This is a genomic window from Maribacter arenosus (assembly GCF_014610845.1).
Classification (GTDB): domain Bacteria; phylum Bacteroidota; class Bacteroidia; order Flavobacteriales; family Flavobacteriaceae; genus Maribacter_A; species Maribacter_A arenosus.
In genome coordinates, this window is record NZ_JABTCG010000001.1 from 529609 (window position 1) to 552970 (window position 23362).

Consider the following 23362-nt stretch of genomic DNA (forward strand, 5'->3'; position numbering starts at 1 on the left):
GGTATATGTTCCTTTTGTCAAAAATATCACCTTCCTTTAGCTCTAAAAAACCGGCCTTACCAATGTACTTTTAAAAGACGTTGAATATGACCACCGCATACAAATAGAAACGTACAAATCGTAACAATCCGAACAAGAGATAATTTCTGAATCTATATTGTATCAATCCTGCCGCAATACTGGTCATCGAAAATGGAATTGGTAATAAGGCACCAACCACTATTAGAAACCCTCCCCATTTACGGATCATCTTTATATGTTTTTGCATTTTTACCTCAAGATATGCATATACCGATGGCATTCTTGAAATTGCCTTACCAGCAAAAAAGGAAAAAACACCTCCTAAATAGGATAACATGGCAAGTATGGATAAATAGAAAATGGGCGTTTCCGTTTTATCGGCCCATGCGATAAAAATTTCAGGGGGAACCAACCCCAATAAGGATTCAGAGGCAAAAAAAATGGTTAATATGATTATGGGATCATAGGTAGTTGTAATCGATGTGAATAAATCATTAAAATCAATAACCAGAATATGAACAAGCCATAATACAATCATGAACAACGAAATCGGTATGATCAATTTTCCTAAACTGGATTTCACAAAAGCGTAAAAACCGGTATAGGAGTAATATTGGTGTAGTAATCGTATCCTAGACTTTTTAATCCTGATTTTAGAGCTTGAATCCATAGCAGTTATGTTCTACATTACAATGAAAAAGCGCAAAGATAACACTAATCGCAAGATGGCAATTGTTTATCATATTTCCCACAGTAATATATACGCAAGACCCTATTATCCCCCACACCTTTTCCTTTCTATATCAAAAGCACAACCTTCATAGTCATTAGACAATTGAAATTTCATCGACATTGAAATCATGTGATAGGTCAGAAAATTGACGGGCAAAGCAGGAGCAAATTAGTAATAGAAAATGTAAAATATTGAAGAAAAAATATTCGGTTTATTCCAATAGTATGGTAAATGTATAAGAATCGTTATCTATATTGACATTACCCGATTACCTTGCATACCAAAATTAAAATACGGAAATAAAAACATGCCAAAAAAACACAATTAGGGATTTAATTCATCGACATGCAACATATACGTCGCTATGGTTTTCAGTTCCTCATCGGATATTCCTTTTAAAAAGCCATCGATATTGGCTTGCATTATAGCCACTTGGCTAGCTGTGGTGTCCACAATGGGTTTGGCATTACCTTTTAAAAACGCCACAATATCCCCATTTTTTTCTTTATAAATGGCCATAATCTCTTTAACTGAAGGGCCTATTTTTTTATTGTTTACATCATGACAGGTAATACAGGTCTTTTCAGAAAATAGCCTATTGCCAAGAAAAATCTGGGAATCCCTACTTAATTCCCCACGAACAGGCACAACGTTATCATTACCACTTGTTGATTTTTTTTCTGTTTTGCAGTTGCACAACAGGAGGAATCCAATAAAAAACAAAACCAAACGCATACTTTTTGAGGTATTAAATATTTTCGTTTTAAATATAGTGAAAAGGTATATTTATAGTTTCCTTAAACCAATTATTTTGTTTTATCTAGACACATTAAAAAAGGATTAGGTCATTGTTTTAGATCTATATAAAACATAAACCACAACCAATCTGGGAAGTCATAAGATCAAGGCAATTATCGGCTACCTTTATTTTAAGGGGCATTCGTATTTTCAGTCGCCCTTACTACCCCATCATACCGTATAGAGTTGCGATAGGGGCTATTAATGAATATTGCGGCCCTTTTATTGGGAAATAATTGAATGATTACCATAAAAGGCTCTGTTCTGCCCCTAATATCAAATTCGATGTCTACGGTTTGTTTTTTTTCATTTTCAGAAACTTCATAGGATAAGGGCTCCCCATTAAAATTAACACCCGCATCATCGGGATTTAGCGAATTGGCAATCCGTACTTCACCAAAATACGACAATCCAGCTTTTACAGTATCCCCCTTAACCGTTATGTAATCCCCCGATACGTCTATTCGCCCGGCGTTATTTCCTGTATTGCGCATCAGAGCATTGGTTATTCGGGTAACCGCTTGGGTTTGCATAGGATGCGCAGTTTTTACATCTATGGTAAACGACTTGGTGGCCACCAAGTCTTTCAAAGATTCGAGCTGTTGGGTTTTTAATGCCCTTTCCGCTGTACTTTGGGTTCCGCCACAACCCCAAAGTAGCACAGCTAACATCGCCAATACGGCAAAAACATTTCGTAGTTTCATCCTATTTGTTTTGAAGTTCACTTATTAAAATATGGCCCAAATTCAAGTGGGTATTTTCACGGACAAGTCCTTTTTACTTGCCACCCCGAGAACTATTACATACCCTTAATTTACAGCATTTTCAACATTTTTACTCTGAAAAATCTGTTAATTCTTTTTCTTGGGTAATACCCCTAAAAATAAGAACATAGATAAAAAAGGATAGAACCTAATTCAAGGGCGAAACCGGTATCCTTTTCTGGAATGTTCGTTTGTGAAAAATTAAGTGATTGGGTAGCCAACAAGGCTACGATAAGTGTAGGCCTGAAAAAAATCATACTAAAGATCTAAGGTGAAAATTGGGGTTTGGGGCCTATTCGTTTTTGGTTAAACAAATCGGTAATAATATACGCATTGACGCTTTTTATTGGATTATGAAAAGTGTTTTTTAACCCCAATCAAAGGAGGTAACACCTTTAAGTAACTTTTTTCGCATAGTAGGTATCTAATTTATAAATCAGAAAACCCAATACAAGGTTAAGAAGACCAAGACCTGTTTCCAAAGGTTGTGCAATTACCAAATAAATCAATATCCATACACTTAGAAGTAAAAAAATGAGTTGTGGAATGGGGAAAAATGGACTCCTAAATCCTCTTTTGGACTTATTTCTTCGCCTGACTACGAAAACTGCGGCTACCGCCAAAGCGGCAAATAATTGTAGTATAAAGCCACTATAGACCATCACCTGTTCAAATGTTCCGGTGAACAAAAGACCCAGGGTTATTGCAGTTTGGAACCAGATGGCCCTTAATGGAACCTTACCTTTCGTTTTTAGGGCAAACCACCTCCAAAGGGTATGGTCCTCTGCCATCACTTGTGTCACCCTAGGCCCGGCCCATACCATGGCACTAATACTTGATATGAGCATGAAGGCAATTCCAAAACTGATCAGTTCGCCTCCATTTTGACCAAAAATGGAAATAGCGGTTATTTGTCCGATTTCCAATTGACCCCTGATGTCTTCCAATTGATTATGTCTTAGAAATACATAATTCAAAAGCAAATAAAGTAAACTCACGATTACCGTACCCAATAATAACGCCCTTGGTAGATTCTTACGTACGTCCCTTATTTCACCAACGATATAGGTAGCGGCATTCCAGCCCGAATAGGAGAAGGTAACATATACAAAAGATACCGCAAAGGCGGGCAAAAGCAATTCATCTTTCCAACTTTTGTCAAAAAGAAATGTCGATGCCCCCGGAATACGGGTCAATCCAAAATAGAGAAAAATTAAAATCAGGATAACCTTCAGGAAAGTCGTCGAGTTTTGCAGGATGCTGCTTCTCTTGATGCTCATTGAATGGAAAAAACTGATAATGATAATGGTGAAAACAGCCAAAGTCATCTCTGAAATACCGAGATAGGGGGCAATATAGGCACCTAAAGCCATGCCCGAAAGTGCTATCGGGGCAGAAAACCCAATGGTGAGGGAAACCCAGCCCGATAGATAGCCCAATAATGGATGAAAGGCCTTTGATAGAAAATGGTATTCGCCTCCTGATCTTGACCAATAGGTAGCGATTTCAGCATAGCTCAAGGCACCGCAGAGGGCCATCAATGCCCCAAGGCACCATAAAATAAGAATGGACCATGTATTTACCGTATCCACCAGTTGAAAACCAAGGCTTGTAAAGATACCGGCGCCGATCATATTGGCAATCACAATGGCTGTGGCGGTAGGAAATCCGATGGAATTGGAATCGGTCATGGAAAAAGGTTTTGATCAAGTATGAACGCAACGGCGACTGTAGCTATCAGATTCAAAATGGTACATCATAATTGGAACTGGGTCAAATGTGTTATCCGTTTCCAATATTCGGGAAGCTGGGCAAGTTTTTCCTTTGCTAAATGTTCTATGATTTTTTTGTCAATACTCCTATTCCTTAACTGTATATGGATGAACTGTGGCTCATTTATCGGTTGCCCGATCTGGGATAGGAGAAATACGCGGGCTTCATCGCAAAATTTATTCTCCACTAGGGCTCGGCTGAGGTCCATGGCAAAGTAATTGTATATTTTTCCCGTATGGCTGATCGGGTTTTTGCCGGAAGTGGCCTCCAAACTCATGGGGCGATAGGGTGTGATCAATCCGTTGATACGATTTCCACGCCCCACTTGTCCATCATCACCATGTTCCGCACTTGTGCCGGTTACGGTAAGGTATATACTTTCTTTTGGGTAATCATCCGCAGTATTTATATATATGTTAGCCCCTGATAGATTTAAAGTGGCAACCACAAATTTCCTTATCGTTTCAATTTTCGAGATATAATCCTTCAAATCGGATATGTATCGGTCGACCACCGCTATGGCAATGGTATAATAATCCTGTTCAGGGCCCATCACGCCCATCACTTTTATGTCTTCACCTATAAAGGGGAATTTAAGTTTTGTAGTGGGATCGTTCAAAAGTTTCTCAATGTGAACAATCGTCGATTCCAAATTAGTAAGGGGATAGAAACCGGCACCAAAAGAAGTATCATTGGCCAACGGAACTTCACCTTTGCCAAAACGATTGAACAACTCAACCAAATCATTACTTCCGGGACGTAGCCTTGAGGTAATCTGAATATGGTTTTCAATATTAAGATGCCGTATATTTTCCTGCAACCATTGTTTTGCAGTATCAATTACGATGGTCTCTAGAGGGATGGTCTTGTTTTTGATTTGGGAGGTGGCCCTACCCGAAATAATCAGTGAAATCGGTTGTACAACTTCCCCACCTTTAAAAGCAGGCTTCGACTGCCCACCGATCAACAAGGCCTTGTCCACATTGTGGTGCATTATGGCCCCGAATTCCTTGATATAATATTTACAAAGTTCAACCGAAATACGTTCTGTGATCTCATCACAAATGGTATCGGGGTGGCCTATACCCTTTCGCTCGGCCATCGCTATGGTATCATCGGTAAGGTTTCCTATGATGATCTTATTTGCCATTTTATCATTATTTATTGATTTCGCATTGTACCATATGACGGGCATAGGACAGTGATCATAATGCTCATTCTTTATCGGGGTTTGGCGCTCGGGTAAAGGGTACGAAGCGGACGGGCATTAAATTTCTCTTGATGATCTTGTCTTTCTTTTTAGTGACTAATACCAATTGGCGTATCCCATGATGTGGTCCTACGGGAATGATCATCCGACCCCCGATTTTTAACTGTTCTATGAGCGGTTGGGGGATTGCATCTGCTCCAGCGGTGACCATTATAGCGTCAAAAGGAGCTATATCGGGTAAACCATGATAACCATCCCCCCATTTTACGACCAGATTGGTAAAGCCTAAATCGTTCAATCTTTTCTTTGCTGATTTGGCCAATTCCTCCACAATTTCAATGGTATACACCGAGTCGACAATCTTTGCGAGTACGGCTGCCTGGTAACCGGAGCCCGTACCGATTTCAAGTACACGATCCCTCGAATTCAAACGGAGCGCTTGGGTCATAAAGGCGACGATATAAGGCTGTGAAATGGTTTGTCCATTTCCGATGGGTAAAGGTCCATCATCGTAGGCGTAATCTTTTATCTTCTCAGGGACAAATTTATGCCGAGGTACATCCAACATGGCCGAAAGGGTAGCAGGATCGGAAATATCCCTGCCCTTTAATTGCCATTTTACCATTTGCTTCCTTTGTGCGAAGTATTCTGTTTGACCAAATACGGTAGATCCTTGCAATAAAAGAAAGCCAATTATAAACGCTAAAATCCGCTTCATAGTTTTATCTTTTCCGATTATATGGTCGGGAGCAATAAAAATATTGTTTTATAAGTAGGATTTAAATGACCTTGGTCATTAGGGCATTACTTAAAATTCTGTTTAAGAAATTCGGTACCGTTCAAAGACATGATCCTTTCGATGATCTCATCGGCTTTTATGTTGTTCCCTGCAACCTTAAAACTGGCATCTTTCATATAGTTGTAAGCATGCCTTTCCAGGAAATCGGCCAGAAAGGGCATTTCCTCCGAGGTCCAGAAGGCATTCAAAGGGTCAATGATGCCATCAAAATCGGAACCAATGACCATACAATCCCAGGCAAAGAGGCCTTCTTGATCTAATACTTCCAAAATATGTTGTACTTGGTTCCATAAGAGTTCGGATCTATAATGCATGATTTTTGAACGCTTGGTCGAATGTTTGGTGTCTTTTAGGGTTTGCTTGCTGGCGATGCGGCGTTCATCCAATTGCAAACCGAAAATGCCCTTACTTTTGGCAATCCGGATAATCTCGGTATCAAAAAAATTGATATCCACGGGGTTTAACTTGTTGGCTATCTTGGAGCCTGTTTGCTTTCTTTCAGCAAAAGATTTTAAGCCATTGGCAGCTCCATGGCTTACGATAAGGGGAATATTCCTATAGGCAGGGGTTGCATCGATCAAGGCATAGAAATCCTTTCGGGACGCCACACTCATATGTTTCAGGTCGATCAAGATTCGTTTGCCATTTTCAGTACTAAATAATTCGTGGACCACTTTAATCCCCAAAGGCGTAAATCCGGTATCTAGACCTTCAGATTGGTCTACTTTCTTTTTTACCAGTTTGGTAAAACTTTCGGCATGACCACATAAGTGGTTCCAGAAATGGTGGGCTATGGAAACAAAAAATGGAGGCGTATCCCAATTTTTGAGTTTTTGCAGATTTGCCATAAATTCCCGCTCATTTGGTGCCTTGTCGATTTGTTGGTTCAATACATGCATCCCCTCAATAGTGAGCACGACCCAAATCGTATGGATTTTATCCTGGTCCCTTACCCTGATATCCTCTATATGGTCATAGTTATGAACGAGTTTATAGCGATACTTACCTTCAGGAAATCGCTTGATTACACCATCGAGTTGTTGGTAATACCTATACTCCATTTCAAGATCTTTGAAATAATCGTTCAAGGCCTGAACGGCATCTACCCTTTTTTTGCCCACCCCGGTAGCGAAATTCGAAGCAATGTCATTGATAAACTCGTTCTTGATCTTATTTACAAAAAACCATTTTTCAATGGGATAAAGGGAAACGCATACGATGGAAACCCCACCTTTTGCCAAACTCGTAAAATTGGCCTGGGAAAACTTGGTCAGATGGATGATATAATTGATAAGCTTATCGAGTAAAGTAGGTGGATTGTAGCGCCAAATACTATTGGTTCGCCTGCGATTAGGATTGTTTTTCCCGATGGGCTTGTAGTTAAAACTTTTACCATAAGGTTTTAAGGCAGAATGGCAATGGAAGTCTATATAGTTATTTTTTTCAACGGCCATAGGAATAAGGTTTTGGTGGTGTTCCTTAAAATTATGGATTATTGGGTTAAAGTTGTGCGCGGTCCCCTATAATTTTATATACTGCTTAAAGAACTAGGATCAAAGAATGGCATTAGCATACGACCATCCCCTGAAAAGGGATATCATTTTGACCTGTACCTATTGGCTTCATTTCGCACTAGTTCATATATCCTTCCTTTTGGAGCTATGGAACCGTTGACCTTATTTGAAAAAATGAATAAACCACTTTTTTTATTGAAGTGCCATTCTGCCCAAGTACTGAATCCGGTACCTCCGCCTAAGTGGCCCACACAGTCGCCTAGGCAATGTGCCCATAGTAGGGCTGTACCCGTGGACGGATTTTGTACGGCAAGCATCTTATCGATACTTTCAGGAGTCAGAATCCTCTTGCCATTGTAAACCCCTTCATTGAGCATTGCAATCATGAAATGGGCAAAATCTTCAATAGAGCTACTTAAGAAACCAACAGGATAATGTCGGCAGGTATAGTATCCCATAGGACGATTATCATCGGTATATGGTGTTGTTAATTGGCCTTCATCCAATTCTGCAAGCCAAAAACCGGAATCATACATTTCTAGGGGTTCCAATAGGTTTACTGCACAATAATCCCGATAATCCATCCCGCTTATTTGTTCGACGATCAAGGCAAGTAAGGAAGTGCCGATATTGGAGTACAACTCCTGCTCCCCTGGTGCATAATTTTTCCATATCGTAGGTCTGTATCGGGTGCCATTTGGTAAAATATATTCGGGAAGCCAATCGATAAGCAAAGGGGGTTCTTCATTGATATAATAGAAATGATGAAAATCTGGTATTCCGTCCTTGTCTACAGGCCATGCCAATCCCGATGTATGGGTTAACAGCATATAGGCTGTAATCTTTTTATCCGGGAAATTTGGATTACGGACTTCAAAAGGTAGATATTGATTAATATCGGTATCCAAATCAATTCGATCTTGTTCCCATAATTGCATGACGGTGGTAGCCAAAAACAACTTGGAAATCGACATGATGGTGTATAACGACTCACGATTGGTTGGTGTGGATGTTGAGACGTCGGCAAAACCAAGGGCGGATTCCCAAACAATTTGATTATCCTTTACCACACAGGCTACCACTGAGGGTATTCCTTTAGCCTCCATCTCTTTCAAAATCTCGGAATTAGTATTGATATTCAAGGCATCCTCAGATTTTTCACAGCGCACAGCTAACAGTAAGATGAGCCCCAATAACCCTATTGATGTAACCTTTTTCATTGTTCCATGCTTTTTTTTCTTAATAAATCGGTAAATTGATACTGGGCCGATACGGTTATGCTGATGTTTCTTGCATACTTATTATTTGGTCCGCCATAGCTTGGTATGTAACCATCGATTCTATCCATTATATTGATAAGGCTATAACCTGTTCGTACTTCCAACAACATTTTTTTTGAGGCAATTTTGAAATCAAAGGCATATCCTGCAATTATCCCTATATCGGTTTGTTTAAGGTTCGGTACTTTGGTCTCTACACGTAAACCTTCCGTTTCAGTAATGCGTTTTCCCTTTAGCTTTATTGCAGCATAAGGCCCCACCAAAATCCCGGACTGCTTTTTCTTTTTTACTGCTGTTCTGTACTTGATCAGAAGGGGAAGTTGTATATAGCTACTTTTGATCTTGTAAGTTACATCGTCGTATAAAAAGTTTGTGCTGTAATCAAGACCTTGGGTTACGAATAGTAGTTCTGGTTGAAGCCCGATTTTCCCAGAAACTTCAATCGGGGTAAATATTCCAATTTGATATGTGAAAAGTGGTAGCCTGTGCTCAATGGAGTTGATTTCATAACCTAAATAGGGTATTTGCCCTTCTTTTTTAAAGCCAATATCAGATACCCCTAAACCTACCTTCACCCCCACCTGGGCAAATGCACATGGCGCATTGATCATTAGGAACAATGCACTTAGAAAAATGAGGTTTCTTCCCTGCATGGATACTAATTTCATTAAAATTAGCATACTTTAAAGCACTAGGGAATGATATGGATCATGGGTTGCTAGAACCGAATTCCTCTAAATATGTAGATATTGGTCAGTCTTCACTTTGCTTTAAATGAACATCCAATTGTGGGAAGGAAATTACGATGTTGTTTTCTGCAAACTTGCGGACGATGTTTCTTCTAATATCGCTTTTGACCGATCCTATTCGGAATGTGTTTTTACTAAAGAACAACAATTGAAAATCAAGGGATGAACTACCAAAACCCATAAGCCGGCCTTCGGTCAATTCACGATCATATACTTCGGGATGTTCAAAAGCGCTTTCCTCGAGAATTCGTATTACATCATCCACATTACTCCCGTAAGCTACCCCAACATCGATCCTAAAACGTGTTTTATCATTTTGGTGACTCCAATTTATGACCTTACTGGTAGTGATCAAGGAATTTGGGATGATAATCGAAATATCATCCGTATTAAGCCCTTTGGAAGTTCTAATTCCTATAGTCTGTATTTTAACAACATCACTATCTATTTCCAGTACATCCCCAATTTTAATAGAGCGTTCTGTAAGCAATATGACGCCAGAAATAACATCATTGAAGGTCTGCTGTAAGCCAAGCCCTATACCAACAAGTAAAGCCGCCGATCCAGCCAACAATAAGGTGACTTTTATACCAATGGTTTCCAAAGCCAAACCAAAAGCCCCTAACCATAATACATAGCGAATAATTTGGTATACTGCTTGCACATTACCCCTTTTATGCTCGTCAATATCTGCCTTTCTAAAAAGCATTTTCTTAACAATCCACAATAGGATCCTGGTACCTACTATGATCACTAAGATCATCGCGACCATGTGCACCTTTAGCGTATAGCTGCCTACACTAAAGATTTCTTGATTTAAAAAACTTTGAAATGATAGCATAATTATGTGAAATCAAAACAATAAATGTACAATTTATTTAGACCTATGGGAAGCGTACAATGGAATATATTGAAATCAACTTTATCTGTGAAAAATCAAATGGAATACCCTTGTCAAAACCATTAAAAAGGCCCGAAAAAAAATGATGATTATAATATAGGCTGAATAAAAGTTATCTGATTGCTATTGGTATAACATAAAAGAGACCATAATTACCCCAAATATGGCAATCGGAACTATGAACAGCAAATAAACAAAGGTAATGGTATTGGCCTTGAAAAATGCCCCTACCCAGCTGCTCTTATAGAAATTTCGCAAGGCCAACATCAGATAAACCATAAAATAGAGGAACACCAATACCTCTAACCAAGTAGGGATATCGAAGACCGCATTGGCCAAAATAAGCAAACAAAAGGTGGTGAACAGAAAGGTGAAAAAATAAAAGCTGAATACGACATGGTGGGCGAATGTCCCTCTCTTCCAATAAAATAGTTTTAGTAAAAACGCAAACAAAGGCAGCATAAAAAACATGGCAATAGGAATGGTGTCGTATAAAGTTTTCAAAATGCCGGTCCCTTGCTTTTCATAAAACTTGAGCATTTGTTCATAGAACTTTCGGGTTAATACCCCAGCATCTTCCTTCAACCCCATAGCCTTCAACTTATCCGTCTTTGAAGCGCCAATGGCTATCAACGAATCTAAAGCATCTCTTTTGAAGGTGAATGATACATCTGGATTTTCTTGTTCAACGGTTATTAACGAATCGATGGTTTTCAGGTCTTTATCGGACATACCTGTGATTACGGCATTGTCCTGTAGGGCATTCCGCGCAATTTCTAGACCAACGGAGTCTTTTGCAATTTGCAGGGAATCTAATATGTTCTCCTTTTTAAAACCCTTTTTAAAGGCCTGGGATATCTCATTGTCAGCTTTGCGAACACTAAAGGAAAAGATAAAAAAGAAAACGACCGAGATAAAAAGGTAGAATTGTGCAGGATGCAAGTAGGCAACCCGTTTACCGTCAACAAAACGTCTTGCCAATACCCCTGGTCTGGTAATCAAGGGAAAAAAACTTCTAAAAAAACGAGCGTCTATTGAAAAGTAATTGCTTATCGTATTGCTAAAAAGCACCCCAAAAGTAAGATTGTCCGCTACTTCCTGACCGCAATACGGGCAGTAACTGAAGGTACTATCGAATTTTTTTTCACAATTCTTGCAGTTGTTGGTCGATGCCATCGCAAAGTATTTGTTTAAAAATATTAAAAGATTCCAAAACTTTCATCCAAAACATCTATCATTCCTTATTTTTAAGCGCAAGAAAAGCATGTTGTAGCGCTTTCGTTACCTCTCCAATTTCATCCCCTGTATAATAGATATGTTGGTCTATTTGTTTTATCGAGGCAATCTGTGTGCTCGTACCTGTCAAGAAGGCCTCATCCATTTGGGGTATTCGCTGTTTTGAAATTCCTTCTTCGCGAACTTCAAAATTAAGTTGGGAACATAATTCCAAAACCACTTGTCTTGTAATACCATCCAAAATAAGTTCATTTGCCGGATGCGTATAAACGGTGCCGTCCTTCACAAAAAACACGTTACAATGCGACGCTTCGGTCACGATGTCATCGCGCAGGAACAACATTTCATAGCAACCCTGTTGAACTGCAGATTCATTGGCCATAACATTCCCGAGCAAAGAAGTGGTTTTAATATCGCAACGGGACCATCTAAAATCATTCATGATCGATACGGATGCATTGACCGAATTAATATCGGGCAAGATTTTCGGTGTAACGTACATCATCACTGTTGGTGGAATATCATGGGGAAAAGCATGTTTTCTTGGAGCCACACCCCTACTTACTTGAATATACAGCAGGCAGTCGTTTTCAAATAGGTCCGACGCTTGGAGGAGCTTGGGTATCTCCTTGGTCAAAATTCGAGTGTCAAAATCTATTTTTATCTTTTGAAGACAGGTATCCAAACGTTTTAAATGGGCTTTTTCATAAAAAAAACGCCCTCCTATCCTGGCCATGACCTCATAGATTCCATCACCGAACAAAAAACCCCTGTCAAACACGGATATCCTTGCCGATCCAGCATCTAAAATTTCCCCGTTCAACCATACTTTTTTAGGATATTCGGCCATCGTAGTTTTTCTTTCATTATTCTTTGTTCTAATCTACTGATATTATTCGATATAAATTATCGCAACCGAATAGGATTAGTCATACCTATTTTATCGAGAACTCCTTCGCGATACTTTTGAATCCTGATAAGGAAAATCGTACTTTTCAAAAAATGAGGCCATCCATATAAATAATAGCTCATACTGTAACTTATCTATGGCAATTGTTGTCTATTTAGATATAACCGAACAAACGTAAAGGATGTCAACCAAACCAAGCAAACAAAGAATTGAAATCATTGACGCATTGAGGGGATTCTCCCTTGCAGGCATAGTCATCGTACATTTTGTAGAAAATTTTGTGGGATCGGCCATACCTGAAAATGCGATGACCGCTACCCATATGGGAATTCCGGATACTATGGTCGACGTCTTCATTGGCGTATTTCTAAGGGGAAAATTCTTTGCCTTGTTCTCTTTTCTTTTTGGATTGAGTTTTTTTATTCAAATGGATAATGCCCAAAAACAAGGAAAGGATTTCGGTCTTCGTTTTTTCTGGCGCTTGATTATCTTATTGGTTATCGGTATGGTGCACCATATGTTCTATCGTGGTGACATTTTAACCATTTATGCGCTTTTGGGCCTATTTCTTATCCCATTTTATAAATTAAGCAATAAATGGGTACTTGCCTGTGTAGGAGTGTTGTTTTTAGGATTAGGCCGTTATGTTGTTTTTGCCATGACACATGGGGAAAATATACTAAGCCCAGGGGGTATAATGCCCGAAGATCCACAAACGCTATCATATTTCAATATCCTAAAAAACGGATCCCTACTGGAAGTATTTATTTCGAATTCGACCATGGGTCATTTAAATAAGTTGGAATATCAATTGGGAATTTTCGGAAGGGGCTATCTCACTTTTGGTTATTTTCTTTTAGGTTTGGTTGTTGGGCGAACGGGCTTCTTTCTAAAATTAAGGGAAAATAAGAAGTGGATCAAAAAGGCGCTTATTGGTTCGATTGTGCTTTTTGTGGTTTCATTGGTACTTACCGCCCTCATTTTTATACAATTGGGCCAAGATGTAACTTTTGATACCTGGCCGGCCATGGCAGGATTGACCGCGTTCGACCTCAATAATATAGCCATGACCTTTATCTTGATTATTTTGTTCGTGATGCTATACAACAAGGCGAACGGTCAACAATGGTTGGCTAAATTTGCGCCTTATGGCCGCATGGCCCTTACCAATTATTTTCTTCAAAGTGTAATGGGCACTTTTCTCTTCTTTGGGTGGGGCATGGGTTATCTGGGTGAAGTAAGGAATAGTTATATTTTTCTTTTGGCCATTGCTATTATTGCGGTTCAAATGCAATTGAGCACATGGTGGTTGATAAAATTCCAGTACGGACCTTTTGAATGGCTTTGGCGGAGTATCACGTTTTTTAAATGGTATCCCTTACAAAAAAAGGCCAAGGTAGATGCTTGATTCTTTCGCTAAGTCGGTCGTGAAATTAGAAAATAGCAACATCTTCAATAGACTCTATTCCTATACCCCTTAATAACTTTTTACAAAGAAATCTTTATACTTTAAGTAAGATCTAAAATACGTAAGCATGAAAAATTTAATCAGGGGCGTTCTGGCTTTTATTGGAGCTAAAAAGATTGGTGGTGGCAAATGCGGCTGTATTGGCTTTTTCGTCGTGTTTATTATTCTTTATTGGCTATTAGGATATGTATTTGAAGTATTCTAAATGTGTTTATGTGCTTACCCTTTTGCCAAGAATCTTATATTAGTGCATGATCGAGCCAACACATCAACACTTCAAAATGTATAAACCCTTTGGGATGTTAAGTCAATTGACATCGAATGAGGACCGACAATTGCGTAAGAAACGGTTTTTAAGTGAACTTTTTGATTTTCCTGAAGGAAGTATGCCTATTGGCAGACTCGATGAAAAGTCCGAAGGGCTTTTGTTGATGACAACCGATGGAAAATTAAGTGATGCCATTAACCGTTCAGGCGTAGAAAAGGAATATTATGCCCAGCTCGATGGAAAAATAACCGATGAGGCAATTGACCAATTGCGCTTGGGCATCGAAATTGGCCTCTGGGGGCAACACTATACCACCAAACCCTGCAAAGTCACAAAACTAACCAAAACCCCTACCCTGCCCGACCCGGATAAAAAACTTCGTATAGGCACCCATCGCCCCAATTCTTGGATCAGTATGACATTAACCGAAGGTAAATTTCGGCAGGTTCGAAAGATGACGGCGGCTGTAGGGTTCCCTACTTTAAGATTGGTACGGGTACGGATTGGGAATATGCTATTGGGTGATACAACAGTGGGAAGGGTCGTCCCAATTACCCATTTTGATCTTTCAACACCTTCATGATAGGGGCCTGGCTATTTTCTTTTATGCGATTCACAAAATACATTTTCATCATCCCCCTGTTTTTGACAGGTATTTCACCGCGATACTCACACTCGGCATCTTCTTTTATCAAAGCATAGGTGTTTTCCGAGATATTGATCCTGCCAGGCTCTGACATCGATTCCATTCGGGAAGCGACATTAACGGCATCGCCCCATATATCATAAGCGAATTTCTTGGTGCCCACCACCCCGGCCACTACGGGCCCTGTATTGATACCAATACGGATATCGAAAGTTAATTCGCTGGTAGCAACATCTTTTTTCGTCGTTTCGACAAATTCAACAATTTCAAAGGCCGCTGAAACCATTCTGTGGGCGTGATCTACGGTATTATCATGCAAACCCCCAGCGCACATATAAGCATCGCCAATTGTTTTGATCTTCTCTAGGCCATATTTTTCCATTATCGCATCGAATTTTGAAAAGTAAAAGCCTACGGTTTCTACCAGGGCCTCTGGCGATAGCTTTTCCGAATAACTGGTAAAGCCTTTAAAATCTGTGAAGAGGACCGTTACCGCATCGTATTTTTTGGCTTTTACGGTACCATTTGCCTTTAATTCGGCTGCGGTTTCCTTGGGTAGGATATTCAATAACAAATTATCGGAACGATCCCGTTCTTCCTCAATGATCTGTTTGGTTTTGCGTATGAATGTATTACGCCGAAACAAACCAAAGGCCAAGAGACCAATTAAGAAGAGGGCAACTGCCGTTGCTATTGCAATGTTGCGTTGATTTTTACGTCTTTGGTCCAATAGATCTACCTCAATTTGTTTTTGGGAAACCTCATAGTTGGTTCGCTGGTCCGCTAATTGTTGAACTGTTTCAATATTTAATAGACTGTCCCTATATGCGATATGATCTTTGTAATGTTTAAAAGATTTCACCTGATTTCCCATTATCTCGTACAACTCGGATAATTTCAGGTTGGCATCACCGATTTGTTCTTTTAGGCCATATTGTTCTGCAAGCGTAAGACTTTTTTTTGCGTAATCTATAGCGGTTTGAAGCTTCTCTTTTTCCAAATAGATATCGGCCATTGCAATAAGATAAACACTGATAGGGTAATAATCTCCCGATTCTTCCAAAATAAGAATGGCTTCATTAATGTTTTTTTCGGCAAGGTTATTTTTTCCGGTATTGGCGTATACCATACCAATATTACCCAGGTTATAAGCCTTTCCAACATCATAATCAGCTTTTTCAAAAAGGGCGCCAGATTCATTGAAATAGGTTAAGGCCGAATCGTATTTTTTATTGGTAAGCAGCGCATCTCCGGCATTTAAAATAAAAGATGCCAATGGAATTGTATCCCGAGCCTTACGTAAAGCAGAAATAGCCTTATTGTAATAAAGCATTGCATTATTATGATTGTCAGAGATAGCGTAAACATCAGCAATCGCTCCGTAAGCTCCTCCCTCTAGAGTAATATTGTTTACTTGCCGGGCTATTTCAGCACTTTTAAAATAAGCTGTAATTGCTTCCTCAATATCGCCCTTAAGATTATGTGCACTTCCTTTTTGAAAATAACCTTGGGATAGATAAGGATAATTGCCATTTTCCTTCGACAATTTAATTAGTTCATTTGCATACTGCAAAGACAATTCAAGATTGTTAATTTCATTGAAACTAAGGTTTCGAAGTAATTCCAATTTTCTTTCCTCATTTATAGTATCGGCTTTATAAATATGAACTAGGCTATCTGCTACGCGTTGGTCTTGGGCGCTCACGTAATATATTATTAAATAAAAAAAGCCGATTATGTAATAGACTTTTCTTTTTAAGCGCATATTATTGTGTAGGATTAACTTTAATTCTAGGGTCAATTTTAAGTTGTTGACCAGTACCATTCACTTTGAAGAATATGGTATATGTTTCATCTTCACCCCCTGTGCCAGCTTGCACTGTACCGGTCACAGTTTCTGGGTTACCACTACCTTGTAAAATACCATTCCCACCAAATACATTAGAACTACCCGGAACATTTTCTTTTTTCACCTGAGTTATATCAATGACAGTTGAAGAAGGAGGAGTCGTTTCTCCTCGCCAAATAACCTGATCGCCGACATTTACGCTACGTGAAAAGTTTTCATTTGTGGTTTGGGATTTATCCTGTCCAAAACTACAATAAGTATCGACCGTTTGGGGAGTAAGGGATGTTGCATGCGCTGCGTCAACGTAAAGCGTAATTGTAGGTATCAATTTCCAAAGAAATCCATTGGGATCGCCATCATTAAGAGGATATTGCCAAACTTTTTTGTCGCTAGGTGCTGCACCCCAACTTCCTGCTAACAAGCCAAATCCGCTAACTTTGTTTATAATGTTTCCCTGGTCGTTAATGCTCCAAAGAAATCCTTCAAGATCATAATTGCCATTAGTAGTCCCATCGGTTAGGGGATACTGCCACACGTTTCTATCACTAGGTACTTTGCCCCAACTTCCCGCTAATAAAAACATTCCGCTAACCTTATTCATGATTCTATAGTATCCAGTATTATCAGGTATAATCTGCCATAAGAATCCATCTAAATCATAGTTGCCATTCGTATAGTTATCGGTTAGGGCATACTGCCACACTGCTCTATCGCTAGGCGATTTCCCCCAACTTCCTGCCAATAAGAACATTCCACTAACTTGGTTTTCAATTCTGTAATAACCTGTTTGATCAATCATGGTTCGTTTTTATTTAGGTTAGCTAATAAAAGTTTTTCTAACAATGAATATAGTTTAGCTTAAAAAACAATGGAAACAGTACTGGACGAAAAGCCCAAATTAATGTCCGAAGGGTCTCATTTATTTACCAAATCTTTTTTATGGGAGCCATTTTTAATCGCATTCACATAATACATCTTCATCATCCCCCTGTTTTTTACTTGTATTTCCCCGCGATACTCGACATCAGCGATATCTTTTATAAGCTCGTATGTATTTGCCGAGACGTTAATTCTTCCGGGTTCGGCCATGGTTTCCATACGGGAGGCTACGTTAACGGTATCGCCCCAAATATCATAGGAGAATTTTTTACTGCCCACCACCCCTGCAACGACCATCCCCGTATTGATCCCGATACGGGTATCGAAATGAATTTGACCTTCTTGGGAATTCCTCTTTGCCTCTTTTACAAAATCCATGATTTCGAATGCAGCCAAAACCATTTTATGGGCATGGTCCTCGGTTGGGTATGGTAAGCCCCCGGCACACATGTAGGAATCGCCAATGGTCTTTATCTTTTCCAGACCATATTTCTCCATGATGTCATCGAATTTGGTAAAGTAAAATCCTATGGTTTCCACCAATTTTTCAGGGTCTAAATTTTCGGAATAATGGGTGAAGCCCTTAAAATCGGTAAACAATACGGTTACTGATTCAAATTTCTTGGCTACGACCTTCCCATTTTCCTTTAATTCATCTGCGGTATCCTTAGGCAAAACATTAAGCAAGAGCGTAACGGAACGATCCCGTTCTTTCTCAATGATCTGTTTGGTTTTTCTTATAAACCTATTGCGTCTGTATAATCCAAAGGCCAAAAGACCAATCAAGAATAAGGCAATGGCCGTCGCAATTACCACGATACGTTGGTTTTCTTGTTTTTGATTCAGTAAATCAACTTCAACCTGTTTTCTGGCAACCTCTAGGTTGGCCATATTCTGAACGTCGGTAATATTCTTAACACTATCCCTAAACGTAATATGACGTTTATAATATTTGAGCGATTCTTGGGCATCACCTTTTTTCTCATACAATTCCGATAGTTTTAAATTGGCGTCGCTGATTTGATCTTTGAGCCCGAATTGCTGTGCCAGCTCCAGGCTTCTTTCCGCATACCCAAATGCAGCATCCAAATCATCCCGCTGCACATACATATCTGCCATATAGGTAAGATAAACACAGATGGGATAATAATCCCCAAGTTCTTCGAGCAACGAAATTGCGCCACTGATGTTTTCCTCGGCAATGGTATTTTGCCCCAATTGGGCATAGGCCAAGCCCATATTCCCTAGATTATAGGCCATTCCGATTTTGTAGTCGAAGGCTTTGAAAATAGGTCCAGATTCCTTGAAAAACAGTAAGGCAGAATCTGGCTTGGCTAAATTTAGATTATACTCGTCCCCCAAATTCTCCAAAGAAGTGGCATAAAGCAACGAATCCCCTCTTTCTTTAAAGATTTTTATTCCATTTTTATAATACCGGATTGTATTTTGTGCATTACCCATGCCGGAATATACCGCAGCCATGGCAATATAAAATAAAGCTAGATCTTTATCGCTTTCTTCTGCTTCGGCCAATTCAACACCTTTGTAAAAGCTTTCCAATGCTTGTGACAGATTACCTTTGAGCCTAAGGGCATTCCCTTTTTGTAAATAGGCTCCAATAACCCTTTTTGTAGAATCCATAGCCTTTGCCTTACGAAGGAGCTCTTCACTAAATCGCAATGAATTCTCAGGATCAGGATGATTTGCGGCCAGGGCATTTAAAAGTCGTAAACGATCTTTTTCCTCAAAGTTGCCTGAGGTATAAATCTGTTCCAGGCTATCGGCAACTGCCTGGTTCTGGCCATGCATACGGGAGCATATCACAAAAAAAAGGACCAACAGTAGACCGGCCTTTTTTTTGAATGGCATTCGTATGGAACACGTATTTCCCATCTGTATTTATGAATAGCTAGGTATAAAGGTTTAACTACCTCCACTTACTTTGATTTTAGGATCAATTTCAAAAGAAGTGGTTCCTATGGTAAAGCGGATAAAATATTTATAAACGTTATTTTTTGTATTGCCCTTTACTTTCTCTTTGATTTTCTTTTTCCCATTCATTTTTTTTCCTTTACTCTTTTTATTTTTGAACACCTTCCCCCTATTGGGTTTATTGGGGTCATCCATTATTTCAATTTCTTCTATATCGACAATCGCTCCTGATGATGATACGCCTTCCCACTCTATCTCATCGTTTTCATTCACAATGATCGTAAATTCTTCAGGTTCGTCACTATTTTCAACTGCAGTGCCCTCGCTTGCTGAAAAAGAAAATGCCTTTTTGTTATTACCGTTGTTTAATTGTTGGGTGTCGACATGTAAGGTAACGACATGTGTCATTTGCGCGATGGAAATGCCGGTAAACACAAGTAACATATTTACCAATAAAAAAATGCGTGGTTTTATGGTTTTCATATTCGGGTTTTTGATTTAAACATTTGTTGTAAATTATTGCGGGTCTCTAAAACAATGACATAAAAAAGGACGAAACACCAAATTGATTGTCCGAGCAGGCCGTAATACTTATCCAAACAAATAATGGGTAGAGCAAAGTGCAAACCTTGTATTTCCCCTAACCTTACTTGAATGAATCAAGATAAAGAAATTAAACTTAAATTAGGTGCGTATTCACTATCTTTCAAGAGCAGAAAGACTACGGTCGTGGGCAATGTAGGAAATTACTGTAGCCAATATAGGGAATAAGACGAACTAATCAGCAACACTAATGAACCAACCAAAAACTCCGCAGAATATAAAAGATAAGGTAATATCAAAAAAACCTACCACAATTAGTAGCCACACGGAGGAGCTCGTGGATCATTATTGGGGAAGTATCAATTATATTTCTTCCTTAATCAGGGCTTCAGAAATAAAAGCGGGCCTTATTCTTTCTTTTTATGGTATCCTTTTTAACATTATCTACCAAAATCTTGGTTTTGTTATCGAACTCGGTTCAAAATACATTTTTCTATATGTGTTGTTAGGGTTGTATTTTATCTTCACCACGGCCTCGATTTACTTTAGTATTCGATGTTTTATGCCGCATATTGAAGGGAAATATGAAAAGAATATGTTTTTCTTCGGTGATGTGATTACGAAGTTTGGCAACATCAAGGAGTTTGCCAAAACATTTTATAAAGTTAGCTTAAGCGAAGTTGAATTGTTCGACCAATTGGGCCAACAGATATATATAAATTCAAAAATCGCAGCGCTAAAATTCAAAAATGTAAACCGTTCCATTTTTCTTTTGGCTATCGGATTGATTCTACTTTTTATAATAACCCTTTCTTGTATATTGCTATCTCTTTGAAAATAAATGACCATTTTACTTTTTAACCAAGGATAATCGGATTAAACCAACGATGGATATACAAAAAAATAATTTTAAAAAGTTCGGGACTTTCGCCGGGGTCTTTACGCCTACCCTGCTCACGATTCTGGGTGTTATCATGTACCTACGGCTGGGTTGGGTAGTAGGTAATGCGGGTCTATTGGGAGCATGGCTTATCATTATCATTTCATTTCTCATTACTCTCTGTACCGCTTTATCCATGTCGGCTATTACCACGAATATTCGAATTGGGGCCGGAGGCGCTTATGCCATAATTTCGCAGGCCCTTGGCCTGGAAGTTGGGGGTAGTTTGGGAATACCCAGGTATATATCCCAAGGGTTGGCGGTTACCATGTATATTTTCGGTTTTAGGGAGGGATGGCTGAGTATTTTCCCGGGGCATGATCCGTTTTTAGTAGATATCCTTGTCTTTGGGGTCTTGATTACCATCGCCTACATCAGCGCGGATCTCGCCATAAAAACACAATTTTTCATTATGGTGGTGATCATTCTTTCCTTGTTTTCAATAGTATTTGCAGCTTACTATGGTTCAATGTACATACCAACCGAAGATGCCGTGCGATGGGGAACTTTCAAGGGATCTATTGAGAATGGATTTACGGGTAGCGATTTCTGGCTTGTTTTCGCTGTTTTCTTTCCCGCCGCTACGGGTATTATGGCAGGGGCCAATATGTCAGGCGAACTAAAAAATCCGAAGAAAAGTATTCCCCAAGGCACGCTTTGGGCCATTGGAGTTAGCTTTTTGATCTATATGGTTTTGGCCTACTGGTTGGCACGAACGGCCACCGAGCAAGAGTTGATTTCGAACTATAATATTATTGTGGAAAAATCCTATGTGGGCCCTCTGGTCATCGCCGGGATTCTAGGCGCTACTTTTTCCTCAGCACTGGCCTCCTTGGTTGGATCTTCGAGGATTCTATTTGCCATGGGTGAACACCGGGTATTGCCTTATGGTGTTTTTCTTGCTGGGCAAAGCGCCAATGGCCAACCGAGAAATGCGATGATCGTGACCGGGATAATCATATTCATCTCTATGCTCTTGCGTGATCTTAATGCTATTGCGCCTTTGGTTACTTTGTTCTTTCTAATAACCTATGCGATGATCAACGTGGTTGTGATCATTGAGCAACGCTTGGGGCTCATAAGTTATAGGCCTGTTTTTAAGGTGTATAAATGGATTCCCTGGTTGGGACTCTCGTCTTCGGTTTTGGCCATGTTCATTATTAATCCTACGATTAGCCTCCTTTCCATTAGCATTGTTTTCGTGGTGTATTGGTTTTTATCAAGACAGAACTTGGAAACCCCATTTGAAGATGTTCGATCAGGACTATTCGTGTCCTTTGCGGAATGGGCCGCAAAGCATACCTGGGGCATGAAAAACATGCAACAAAGAGCCTGGAAACCCAATTTAATGGTGCCCATAAGGGATATTCATGGGGCAAAGGGCAATTTCCAATTTTTACGGAATATCGCCAAACCCAAAGGCTCTATCAAACTTCTAGGTATTGAACCTTTTACCGAGAATCCGAATTTCCGGGACCAGTTGGCGGCGCTTTCCGAATCTTTTCGAAAGAAAGGGGTGTTTTCTTCTTGGTCGGTTATCCATAGTGATGATTTCGCAAAAGGTGTCAATTATGGAAACCAGGCGCTACAAGGTGCTTTTTTTAAACCCAATATTGTATTTCTTAATCTGCAGCAACATGATGACTATGAAACCGAGTTACGTCCCGTTATAAAAGAGTGTATTCGGCTGGAAATTGGGGTCTTGCTTTATTTATCGCATCCAAAGGCACTATTGGGCCAGCGTAATATGATTAATGTTTGGGTCAGGGATAGAAAAGATAACTGGGATTTGGGCTGGAATATTGGAAACCTGGATCTATCTATTTTAGTAGCCTACAAACTAAAGATGAACTGGGATGCCAATATTAGATTGATTATTGTTATTGATGACGAAAAGGAAAAAGGAAACGCACAAGATTTTCTGATGACGTTGGTAAATCTAGCCCGACTCCCCCAGACCTTGACCGAGGTGTTTGTCGGCAATTTTAAGGAAGTGGTGGAAGTGGCACCTGCTGCGGACCTTAATATTTTCGGAATGGAAGGGAACCTACAATTTGAGTTTGTAAAGGAAGTAAGTGCCAAAACCGGTAGTTCCTGTCTTTTCGTAAAAGATTCGGGACATGAAAGTATATTGGCCTAGTGCAATAGG

General features: G+C 39.6%; 21 protein-coding genes. 5 read left to right on the top strand and 16 right to left on the bottom strand.

The window, feature by feature from the left end; all coding sequences use genetic code 11:
- Positions 1 to 70 precede the first annotated feature (70 nt).
- The 12 genes from HPE63_RS02365 to HPE63_RS02420 form a co-directional block, all read right to left on the bottom strand.
- A complete protein-coding gene (locus HPE63_RS02365) occupies positions 71 to 691 on the bottom strand; it encodes a YqaA family protein (protein ID WP_188312621.1) in 621 nt (206 codons plus the stop codon).
- Positions 692 to 1078: 387 nt separating this feature from the next.
- The gene (locus HPE63_RS02370) at positions 1079 to 1489 is read right to left on the bottom strand and encodes a c-type cytochrome (RefSeq protein WP_188312622.1); all 411 of its coding nucleotides are present in this window, start codon (positions 1487 to 1489) and stop codon (positions 1079 to 1081) included.
- A gap of 194 nt (positions 1490 to 1683) precedes the next feature.
- Entirely contained in the window at positions 1684 to 2256 is a 573-nt protein-coding gene (locus HPE63_RS02375; protein WP_188312623.1) for a DUF4251 domain-containing protein, read from the bottom strand.
- Between the two features lie 455 nt (positions 2257 to 2711).
- Positions 2712 to 4007: an APC family permease gene (locus HPE63_RS02380; RefSeq protein WP_188312624.1), complete on the bottom strand. Its 1296-nt coding sequence runs from the start codon at positions 4005 to 4007 to the stop codon at positions 2712 to 2714.
- Between the two features lie 65 nt (positions 4008 to 4072).
- Entirely contained in the window at positions 4073 to 5239 is a 1167-nt protein-coding gene (locus tag HPE63_RS02385) for a methionine adenosyltransferase (protein ID WP_188312625.1), read from the bottom strand.
- 64 nt (positions 5240 to 5303) lie between these two features.
- Positions 5304 to 6017: a protein-L-isoaspartate(D-aspartate) O-methyltransferase gene (locus HPE63_RS02390; protein ID WP_188312626.1), complete on the bottom strand. Its 714-nt coding sequence runs from the start codon at positions 6015 to 6017 to the stop codon at positions 5304 to 5306.
- A gap of 86 nt (positions 6018 to 6103) precedes the next feature.
- The gene (locus HPE63_RS02395) at positions 6104 to 7552 is read right to left on the bottom strand and encodes a membrane dipeptidase (RefSeq protein ID WP_188312627.1); all 1449 of its coding nucleotides are present in this window, start codon (positions 7550 to 7552) and stop codon (positions 6104 to 6106) included.
- Positions 7553 to 7695: 143 nt separating this feature from the next.
- On the bottom strand, positions 7696 to 8832 hold the full coding sequence (locus tag HPE63_RS02400; protein ID WP_188312628.1) for a serine hydrolase domain-containing protein: 1137 nt from the start codon (positions 8830 to 8832) through the stop codon (positions 7696 to 7698).
- The gene (locus HPE63_RS02405; RefSeq protein ID WP_188312629.1) at positions 8829 to 9560 is read right to left on the bottom strand and encodes a porin family protein; all 732 of its coding nucleotides are present in this window, start codon (positions 9558 to 9560) and stop codon (positions 8829 to 8831) included. Before HPE63_RS02405 ends, HPE63_RS02400 begins: the two co-directional genes overlap by 4 nt.
- An 85-nt stretch (positions 9561 to 9645) precedes the next feature.
- Positions 9646 to 10482 carry a mechanosensitive ion channel family protein gene (locus HPE63_RS02410; protein WP_188312630.1) on the bottom strand — a complete coding sequence of 279 codons (837 nt, stop codon included), beginning with the start codon at positions 10480 to 10482 and terminating at the stop codon, positions 9646 to 9648.
- A gap of 183 nt (positions 10483 to 10665) precedes the next feature.
- Positions 10666 to 11718 carry a DUF3667 domain-containing protein gene (locus tag HPE63_RS02415; protein ID WP_188312631.1) on the bottom strand — a complete coding sequence of 351 codons (1053 nt, stop codon included), beginning with the start codon at positions 11716 to 11718 and terminating at the stop codon, positions 10666 to 10668.
- 58 nt (positions 11719 to 11776) lie between these two features.
- Positions 11777 to 12628, bottom strand: coding sequence for an aminotransferase class IV (locus tag HPE63_RS02420; RefSeq protein ID WP_188312632.1), 852 nt, complete (start codon positions 12626 to 12628; stop codon positions 11777 to 11779).
- 241 nt (positions 12629 to 12869) lie between these two features.
- Between HPE63_RS02420 and HPE63_RS02425 the strand changes: the two genes are divergently transcribed.
- The 3 genes from HPE63_RS02425 to HPE63_RS02435 all read left to right on the top strand — a co-directional run bounded on the left by HPE63_RS02425 (position 12870) and on the right by HPE63_RS02435 (position 15007).
- On the top strand, positions 12870 to 14096 hold the full coding sequence (locus HPE63_RS02425; protein ID WP_188312633.1) for a DUF418 domain-containing protein: 1227 nt from the start codon (positions 12870 to 12872) through the stop codon (positions 14094 to 14096).
- A gap of 127 nt (positions 14097 to 14223) precedes the next feature.
- Positions 14224 to 14361, top strand: coding sequence for a hypothetical protein (locus HPE63_RS02430; RefSeq protein WP_188312634.1), 138 nt, complete (start codon positions 14224 to 14226; stop codon positions 14359 to 14361).
- 76 nt (positions 14362 to 14437) lie between these two features.
- Positions 14438 to 15007 carry a pseudouridine synthase gene (locus HPE63_RS02435; protein WP_262890200.1) on the top strand — a complete coding sequence of 190 codons (570 nt, stop codon included), beginning with the start codon at positions 14438 to 14440 and terminating at the stop codon, positions 15005 to 15007.
- Here the strand turns inward: HPE63_RS02435 and HPE63_RS02440 are convergent.
- The 4 genes from HPE63_RS02440 to HPE63_RS02455 form a co-directional block, all read right to left on the bottom strand.
- Positions 14976 to 16775 carry an adenylate/guanylate cyclase domain-containing protein gene (locus tag HPE63_RS02440; RefSeq protein ID WP_317172891.1) on the bottom strand — a complete coding sequence of 600 codons (1800 nt, stop codon included), beginning with the start codon at positions 16773 to 16775 and terminating at the stop codon, positions 14976 to 14978. The two genes, HPE63_RS02435 and HPE63_RS02440, sit on opposite strands and share 32 nt — an antisense overlap.
- Positions 16776 to 16836: 61 nt before the next feature.
- Positions 16837 to 17718, bottom strand: coding sequence for an RICIN domain-containing protein (locus HPE63_RS02445; protein WP_188312637.1), 882 nt, complete (start codon positions 17716 to 17718; stop codon positions 16837 to 16839).
- Positions 17719 to 17834: 116 nt separating this feature from the next.
- Positions 17835 to 19667, bottom strand: a complete 1833-nt coding sequence (locus tag HPE63_RS02450; protein WP_188312638.1) for an adenylate/guanylate cyclase domain-containing protein — start codon at positions 19665 to 19667, stop codon at positions 17835 to 17837.
- A gap of 54 nt (positions 19668 to 19721) precedes the next feature.
- Positions 19722 to 20213, bottom strand: a complete 492-nt coding sequence (locus HPE63_RS02455; protein WP_188312639.1) for a hypothetical protein — start codon at positions 20211 to 20213, stop codon at positions 19722 to 19724.
- A gap of 310 nt (positions 20214 to 20523) precedes the next feature.
- Here HPE63_RS02455 and HPE63_RS02460 point away from each other — a divergent pair, with 310 nt between their 5' ends.
- Positions 20524 to 21108 (top strand): Pycsar system effector family protein, encoded by a 585-nt coding sequence (locus tag HPE63_RS02460; protein WP_223198027.1) that lies wholly within the window; start codon positions 20524 to 20526, stop codon positions 21106 to 21108.
- Positions 21109 to 21160: 52 nt separating this feature from the next.
- Positions 21161 to 23353, top strand: coding sequence for an amino acid permease (locus HPE63_RS02465; RefSeq protein WP_188312640.1), 2193 nt, complete (start codon positions 21161 to 21163; stop codon positions 23351 to 23353).
- Positions 23354 to 23362: the final 9 nt, after the last annotated feature.

Excerpts from the sequence above, each read along its gene's own strand:
- HPE63_RS02425 (WP_188312633.1), top strand. The coding sequence starts at position 12,870 with ATGTCAACCAAACCAAGCAAACAAAGAATTGAAATCATTGACGCATTG.
- HPE63_RS02460 (WP_223198027.1), top strand. The coding sequence starts at position 20,524 with ATGAACCAACCAAAAACTCCGCAGAATATAAAAGATAAGGTAATATCA.
- HPE63_RS02385 (WP_188312625.1), bottom strand. The coding sequence starts at position 5,239 with ATGGCAAATAAGATCATCATAGGAAACCTTACCGATGATACCATAGCG.
- HPE63_RS02400 (WP_188312628.1), bottom strand. The coding sequence starts at position 8,832 with ATGAAAAAGGTTACATCAATAGGGTTATTGGGGCTCATCTTACTGTTA.
- HPE63_RS02455 (WP_188312639.1), bottom strand. The coding sequence starts at position 20,213 with ATGAAAACCATAAAACCACGCATTTTTTTATTGGTAAATATGTTACTT.
- HPE63_RS02380 (WP_188312624.1), bottom strand. The coding sequence starts at position 4,007 with ATGACCGATTCCAATTCCATCGGATTTCCTACCGCCACAGCCATTGTG.
- HPE63_RS02415 (WP_188312631.1), bottom strand. The coding sequence starts at position 11,718 with ATGGCATCGACCAACAACTGCAAGAATTGTGAAAAAAAATTCGATAGT.
- HPE63_RS02430 (WP_188312634.1), top strand. The coding sequence starts at position 14,224 with ATGAAAAATTTAATCAGGGGCGTTCTGGCTTTTATTGGAGCTAAAAAG.
- HPE63_RS02435 (WP_262890200.1), top strand. The coding sequence starts at position 14,438 with ATGTATAAACCCTTTGGGATGTTAAGTCAATTGACATCGAATGAGGAC.
- HPE63_RS02395 (WP_188312627.1), bottom strand. The coding sequence starts at position 7,552 with ATGGCCGTTGAAAAAAATAACTATATAGACTTCCATTGCCATTCTGCC.
- HPE63_RS02445 (WP_188312637.1), bottom strand. The coding sequence starts at position 17,718 with ATGATTGATCAAACAGGTTATTACAGAATTGAAAACCAAGTTAGTGGA.
- HPE63_RS02420 (WP_188312632.1), bottom strand. The coding sequence starts at position 12,628 with ATGGCCGAATATCCTAAAAAAGTATGGTTGAACGGGGAAATTTTAGAT.
- HPE63_RS02370 (WP_188312622.1), bottom strand. The coding sequence starts at position 1,489 with ATGCGTTTGGTTTTGTTTTTTATTGGATTCCTCCTGTTGTGCAACTGC.
- HPE63_RS02365 (WP_188312621.1), bottom strand. The coding sequence starts at position 691 with ATGGATTCAAGCTCTAAAATCAGGATTAAAAAGTCTAGGATACGATTA.
- HPE63_RS02390 (WP_188312626.1), bottom strand. The coding sequence starts at position 6,017 with ATGAAGCGGATTTTAGCGTTTATAATTGGCTTTCTTTTATTGCAAGGA.
- HPE63_RS02410 (WP_188312630.1), bottom strand. The coding sequence starts at position 10,482 with ATGCTATCATTTCAAAGTTTTTTAAATCAAGAAATCTTTAGTGTAGGC.
- HPE63_RS02405 (WP_188312629.1), bottom strand. The coding sequence starts at position 9,560 with ATGAAATTAGTATCCATGCAGGGAAGAAACCTCATTTTTCTAAGTGCA.
- HPE63_RS02375 (WP_188312623.1), bottom strand. The coding sequence starts at position 2,256 with ATGAAACTACGAAATGTTTTTGCCGTATTGGCGATGTTAGCTGTGCTA.
- HPE63_RS02450 (WP_188312638.1), bottom strand. The coding sequence starts at position 19,667 with ATGCCATTCAAAAAAAAGGCCGGTCTACTGTTGGTCCTTTTTTTTGTG.
- HPE63_RS02465 (WP_188312640.1), top strand. The coding sequence starts at position 21,161 with ATGGATATACAAAAAAATAATTTTAAAAAGTTCGGGACTTTCGCCGGG.